The sequence below is a fragment of the Candidatus Korarchaeota archaeon NZ13-K genome, assembly GCA_003344655.1.
In the GTDB taxonomy this organism is placed as follows: domain Archaea; phylum Korarchaeota; class Korarchaeia; order Korarchaeales; family Korarchaeaceae; genus Korarchaeum.
Genome location: MAIU01000077.1, coordinates 1 through 5,341, shown reverse-complemented (window position 1 = coordinate 5,341; position 5,341 = coordinate 1). Strand labels below are relative to the sequence as shown.

6 protein-coding genes are annotated in these 5,341 nt (G+C 60.4%); 1 reads left to right on the top strand and 5 read right to left on the bottom strand.

From position 1 onward, the window contains the following. A partial coding sequence (gene menC, locus BA066_06595) for an o-succinylbenzoate synthase (protein ID RDD53030.1) occupies window positions 1–911 on the top strand: 911 nt, incomplete at its 5' end. A gap of 20 nt (window positions 912–931) precedes the next feature. Here the strand turns inward: menC and BA066_06590 are convergent. The 5 genes from BA066_06590 to BA066_06570 all read right to left on the bottom strand — a co-directional run. Further along, a complete protein-coding gene (locus BA066_06590; protein RDD53029.1) occupies window positions 932–1,972 on the bottom strand; it encodes a radical SAM protein in 1,041 nt (346 codons plus the stop codon). Next, window positions 1,969–2,877, bottom strand: a complete 909-nt coding sequence (locus tag BA066_06585) for a winged helix-turn-helix transcriptional regulator (GenBank protein ID RDD53028.1) — start codon at window positions 2,875–2,877, stop codon at window positions 1,969–1,971. Before BA066_06585 ends, BA066_06590 begins: the two co-directional genes overlap by 4 nt. 58 nt (window positions 2,878–2,935) lie before the next feature. Next, the gene (locus BA066_06580; protein ID RDD53027.1) at window positions 2,936–3,958 is read right to left on the bottom strand and encodes a hypothetical protein; all 1,023 of its coding nucleotides are present in this window, start codon (window positions 3,956–3,958) and stop codon (window positions 2,936–2,938) included. Window positions 3,959–3,988: 30 nt separating this feature from the next. Next, window positions 3,989–4,879, bottom strand: a complete 891-nt coding sequence (locus BA066_06575; protein ID RDD53026.1) for a hypothetical protein — start codon at window positions 4,877–4,879, stop codon at window positions 3,989–3,991. Between the two features lie 120 nt (window positions 4,880–4,999). Beyond that, a partial coding sequence (locus tag BA066_06570) for a hypothetical protein (protein RDD53025.1) occupies window positions 5,000–5,341 on the bottom strand: 342 nt, incomplete at its 5' end.

Here is a 5,341-nt window from a genome sequence, read left to right as displayed (position 1 = left end):
TGATAAGGGAGTTCCTCTCCGAGCCTCTGCTGAGGGCCAAGAGCCCAGAGGAGTTCCTGAGGAGCGTCCAGAATGTCAGGGGCCATCAGATGGCGAAGGCCGGGGCGGAGATGGCCCTCTGGGATCTAGAGGCCAAGAAGAGGGGTCTACCTCTCTGGAAGCTCTTGGGAGGCGTTAGGGAGGAGATCGAGAGTGGTGTGAGCGTGGGGATCCAGAGGGACGTGGGAGAGCTCCTGAGAGTCGTGTCATCCTACCTCGATGAGGGCTACAGGAGGGTCAAGCTGAAGATAAAGCCGGGATGGGATCTGGAGGTCCTGAAGGCCGTCAGGAGGGATTACCCGGACCTCCCCCTGCAGGTGGATGCGAACGCCGCCTACAGGCTCCAGGACTGGCCCATCCTCAGGAGGCTCGATGAGTTCAACCTCCTCATGTTGGAGCAGCCACTCGACTTCGACGATCTCCTGGACCACTCCCTGCTCGCCAGGATGATGAGGACCCCTATCTGCCTGGATGAATCAATAAAGAAGCCTGAGGACGCTTATAAGGCCTACAGACTGGGCAGCTGCTCCGTTATAAACGTGAAGCCGGCCAGGGTCGGGGGGCTCACGAACGCCAGGCTCATACACGATTTCTGCGAGGAGGTGGGGATGCCCATATGGATAGGGGGGATGCTCGAGACCGGCATCGGGAGGGGTCACCTCGTCGCGGCGGCCACGCTGCCTAACGTCAGATTCCCGAACGACATATCTGCCAGCAGGAGGTACTACGAGGAGGACATAGTGGAGCCCCCCTGGGAGCTCACCCCAAGGGGCACGATTAGGGCCCCCAGCTCCGCCGGCATAGGGGTGGAGGTGCTGGAGGAGAGGCTGAGGAAGTGCTCGATCAGGCACTTCTCAACGGATATGAGGTGAGGGCTTATGCTATCTAAAGGCTATCTTGCGGACTTCCCAATCCTCCCCCTGATGGGTATGACCCTCCCGCACCTTGGGCACCTCCAAGAGTTCCCTTCCCTGATCAGGTCGAACCTGACGGCCCTGCCGGGCCTGTATATCAGGAGCCTCCCGCACCTCGGGCAGTAAGTGCTCTCCAGCTCGGGGCTCCAGACGTTCCCCACGTAAACGTAGCTGAGACCCTCCCTGATGGCCCTCTCCCTCAGCCGTAGGAGGAGCCCGAGCTCGGTGGGGGGTTCTCTCCACCTGTTGGCCGGGAAGTACCTGTTCAGGTGGAGCGGTACCTCGGGCGAGAGATACTCCAGGAATTTGTCGATGATCCACTCGAAGCAGGCCTCGGTGTCGTTGGCCCCCGTGACCAGGAGGTACACTATCTCGACGTGACCTCCAGCCCTCAGCACCTCCCTCGCGTTCCTGAAGACGAGCTCGTGATTCACGTGGGGGAGCACCCTGATGGAGGCCATCTCAGGGCAGCCCTTGATGTCGATGCTCCAGCCGTCGACTCCAGCCCTGATCAGCTCCCTCAGGGCCTCCAGCGTGAAGTAGCCGTTGGTCACGACCATGGAGTAGAGCCCCCACTTGGAGGCGAGCTCAGAAGCATCCATGACGAAGTCGAAGTTCGTTGCCGGTTCGTTGAGGCTTGCTGATATGCCCTCATCGCCCCTGATCCTCGCCAGGTTCACCAGATCGGAGGGCTCGAACCTGGGGGCGTCCTTGGGGGGCCAGGAGAAGCTTATCTCGTGGTTCTGGCACCACGGGCAGTAGAAGTTGCAACCGTAGTTTGAGTAGGTGAGAGCGGTGCTCCCCGGCCAGTAGTGGAACAGTGGTTTTATCTCGATGGGCCTGCTCTCCAGGTGGCTCAGCTTTCCGTAGCCGGAGTGGTAGAGAGTACCTCCGAAGTTCGCGTAGTTCCCGCAGGAGCCCGTCATCCCATCCCCCAGGAGGCAGGCCCTCTCGCAGACAAGGCACCTGACCCTGCCATCCTCCCTCCTCTGCAGCCTGGCCTCCCTCGGTCCGGTCATCTCCTCAGCCTCACTAGAGTTGAGTTCCCCCTCCTCTCCAGTGAGATGACCCCCTCCCTCTCGAGCCTCCTCAGCCTCCTCCAGACGGTGGCCCTGGGGAGGTTGAGGGCCCTGGTGAGGTCCGCCTGAGTCATCTCCCCTCCCCTAGCCCTCAGCTCCCTGATTATGGACTCCTCTATCTCATCCACCCTGGCGACCTCCCTCTGACCGGCCCTCCTGGCCAGAAGCACGACTGGAGCTATGAGGAGGGGGATCAGGTATATGAGGTATGATGCCCCGGGGGCCTGAGGAGAGCTCTCGTTGATCTCCTGACCCGCTTCCCTCCCCTCTGAGGTCTCCTTGGGCTCGCTCTCGCTCACTCCCTTGGGGATCGAGGTCTCGGACTGCGTGGCGCGCGTCACCTGCTTGGGCTGAACGATGCTCTCGAACTTGTACGAGACCCAGAGGCTCCCTGTGTTGAATGTTAACCTGATCCAGTCCCCCTCCGAGCCTATCTCCTCCGGGATAGCTGAGATGCCAACTACGGTCGCATCAGATGGTATTAGGACGTGGGTGACCTGGGAGGGGAGCGAGAGGGATGCGTTCCAGATTATTCCCTGCTTTGAGGTGAGCGAAGGGGTCCAGTAGTTCACCTCCACATCGCTCAGGCCGAGTGTTTCTATGCGGAGGGAGCTCCCGCTGATCGTGTAGTTGAGGAGGATCCCGTTGCTGCTGACGATCAGGTCGTATGGCCTCCCCTGAATCCTCAACTCGTAACTCGGCGTCTCTATCCCGGAGATTGAAAGGCTCACCTCGGCCCAGCCGTCCGGGAGTAGGACGACAGATGCCTCCACCGCAGGGGCTGAGCTCACTCGCATGAGCTGGATCGCCAGGAGGAGCAGCAGGAGGAGATGAGGTCTCATCATCGGCCCCTCTTCTCACATCCGCGAGGGGATAAAAAAGATTATTATGGGTTCCCCTGGCTCAGCCCTTCTTCCCCTTACCCTTGCCAGGGGACTCAGGCTTCCCCTTATCCTTCTCCTTTCCTGGAGGGACTTCCGGCTTCCCCTTGTCTCCCTTCCATGCCTCCTTCTTCTCCAGACCTGGCGGTATCATCTTCTCCGGCTTCGAGGTCTCGTTCCTAATCCTGGCCCTGATCTCCTCGATCTTCCCGGCCTTCAATGCGTTAGAGGAGCTGGTCCTCAGAAGCTTCACGATCTGAGCCATGAGGCTGTTGGCCTTGGCGATCAGCTGCGCCGCGGCGCTTGTGTTCCCAGCCAGGGCCTGCGCCCTCGCCTCCTCCAGGAGCTGGGATGCCTGAGCTGAGAGGTTCTTGGCATAGCTCACGTTCAGGCTTATGTTCTCGGCCCTCGCTATCACGGCGTTGAGCCTGGCGAGCCTTATCTCGTGCCTCAATATCGCCACAAGCAGGCCCGGAGCAACTTTAGAAGCTCTCAGGGTTGCGTTAACTGTGGCATTCACTGTGGCGTTGATGGTTGCGTTCACTGTTGCATTCACCGTCGCATTCACCGTGGCGTTCGCGGCGCTCACCTCAACAACCCTGGATGAGAAGCACTGGCCCAGGAGTATCCAGGCCCTCCCAAGAGTGTTGAGCGCCTTCAGGGCCATTCTAGCGGCTTCCCTGTAGTTACCTGCCGATAGGAGGCTCTTCGCCTGCTCTATGTATCCATCTGAGATTTCTATTATGTTCGATATCTCCTCCCCGGCGTTCGCGCACCCGGTGATGCCAGTGGTCGCGTTTAAGCTGATGGCTGTTGTTTCAGCTGCCGTGACCTCCGTGAAATTAACCTCACCCTCAGAGACATTAACAACCTCACCCTCAGACTCAGAGCCCAGGTCCCCGATCAGGCTCAGCAGCTCCGACTTGGATCTATCGTAGAGCTCTATCAGGTAGGAGGCCGAGTAGTTATCCACGGCCGCTAGGAGCACGGGCCCAACCATCAGGATCGCGAGCGAGAGCGCGGCGAGGACCTTCGGTCCGGGCATGTTGGGTCATGCTGACTCACACCCTAGAGGCTATAAGGGCACCTGAGCGCCCGCTGAGCGCCCGACCTCCCTCACCAGTGAGGCCAGATCCCTCAGCATCCTCTCCCTCTCATCTATCAACCTCCTCACGTACCTCAGGCTCCTCTCACTCACCCTCCCACTGAGGGCGGCCAGCTCCCACCTCATGACCTCTATCTCCCTCTCGAGCCTCCTCTCACTCTCCCTCAGATCATTCAGGACCATTGAGATCAGCTTCTCCGCCCTCATGATCGCTCTGACGTGCCTCTCGTACCTCAGACCATCCTCTAAGGTGCCCCAGGATCTCCTCTCATCTAGGAGGTTCACCACCTCCTCATCGTATTCCCTCCAACCCCTCACGGATCTGAGCCTCCTCAACCTCCTGCTGATCATGTGCTCGGGCCTCACCCTCCTGAGGAGGGCCCTGTAAATCCCGTAGATGACGCCTGCCTCGATCGACACCAGAAGGGCAGCCGAGATCGCCGAGCTGAGGGGCAGGCCGAGGGAAAGGCTCACCTCCGTCTCGCTCTCCCCGGCGGTGCTTCTGGCCTTCAGGATTATTGAGAAATCTCCTGAGTAGGCCACTCTTGGGACCTCAAAAACCCTTTTTATTTCCCTCTCCTCCCCGGGCATCAGGCTGATCGGCCTCTCCAGGGGCATCTCGTAGACCCCCACTTGTATGCCCGAGGGCAGCGGGGGGAGGTACTGAAGGACCCGAAGCTCGAAGCCCGTCAGGTTCACCTCGGCCCCGCAGGCGTTCCTTATGATGATCCTCATCCTCACCTCATCCCCCGGGTTGACGACAAGCTCGCTCGGCTCGGCCCTGAGTATCAGACAGGGCTGTGCCGAGCTGAGGATGACCGGCAGGAGCACCAGGGGGAGCAGGAGGGCCGCGCACCTCAAGAGAGCATCACTCCTACCCCAGGATCACGGCTCCCTTTTAACTTTGAGCTCACCTCCATGCGGTCCCACCGGACCGGGGCGCTCGATCCCCCTCAGCATATCAATCCAACGCCCCGAATCTCACTCCGTGGAGAAGTGGACCGTGACGTTGGCGCTGGGCAGGAACTCCCTCATCGCCAGCTCCAGCCTGTGCGTGAAGTCGTGCACCTCCCTCAGTTCCGCGTTCCTCGGAACCACCACCCTCAGGGTGATGCACCAGGGGTTGTCGGACACCTCCAGGGACTCCAGCCTGGCCTCGGTGCCCCTCAGCATGCCCTCGACCCTCTCCCTGAGGATCCTCTCCACCTCCTCCCTGCTCAGCGTGAGCTGCGGTATATCGGCTGGATCCACGTGAACAACCGCCTCCACGACCCCTGGTATCTCCATCACCCTCCTCTCCAGCTCATCCGATATCTCATGGGC

Coding starts and splice junctions, on each gene's coding strand:
- BA066_06585 (RDD53028.1), bottom strand. CDS start 2,877: ATGATGAGACCTCATCTCCTCCTGCTGCTCCTCCTGGCGATCCAGCTC.
- BA066_06580 (RDD53027.1), bottom strand. CDS start 3,958: ATGCCCGGACCGAAGGTCCTCGCCGCGCTCTCGCTCGCGATCCTGATG.
- BA066_06590 (RDD53029.1), bottom strand. CDS start 1,972: ATGACCGGACCGAGGGAGGCCAGGCTGCAGAGGAGGGAGGATGGCAGG.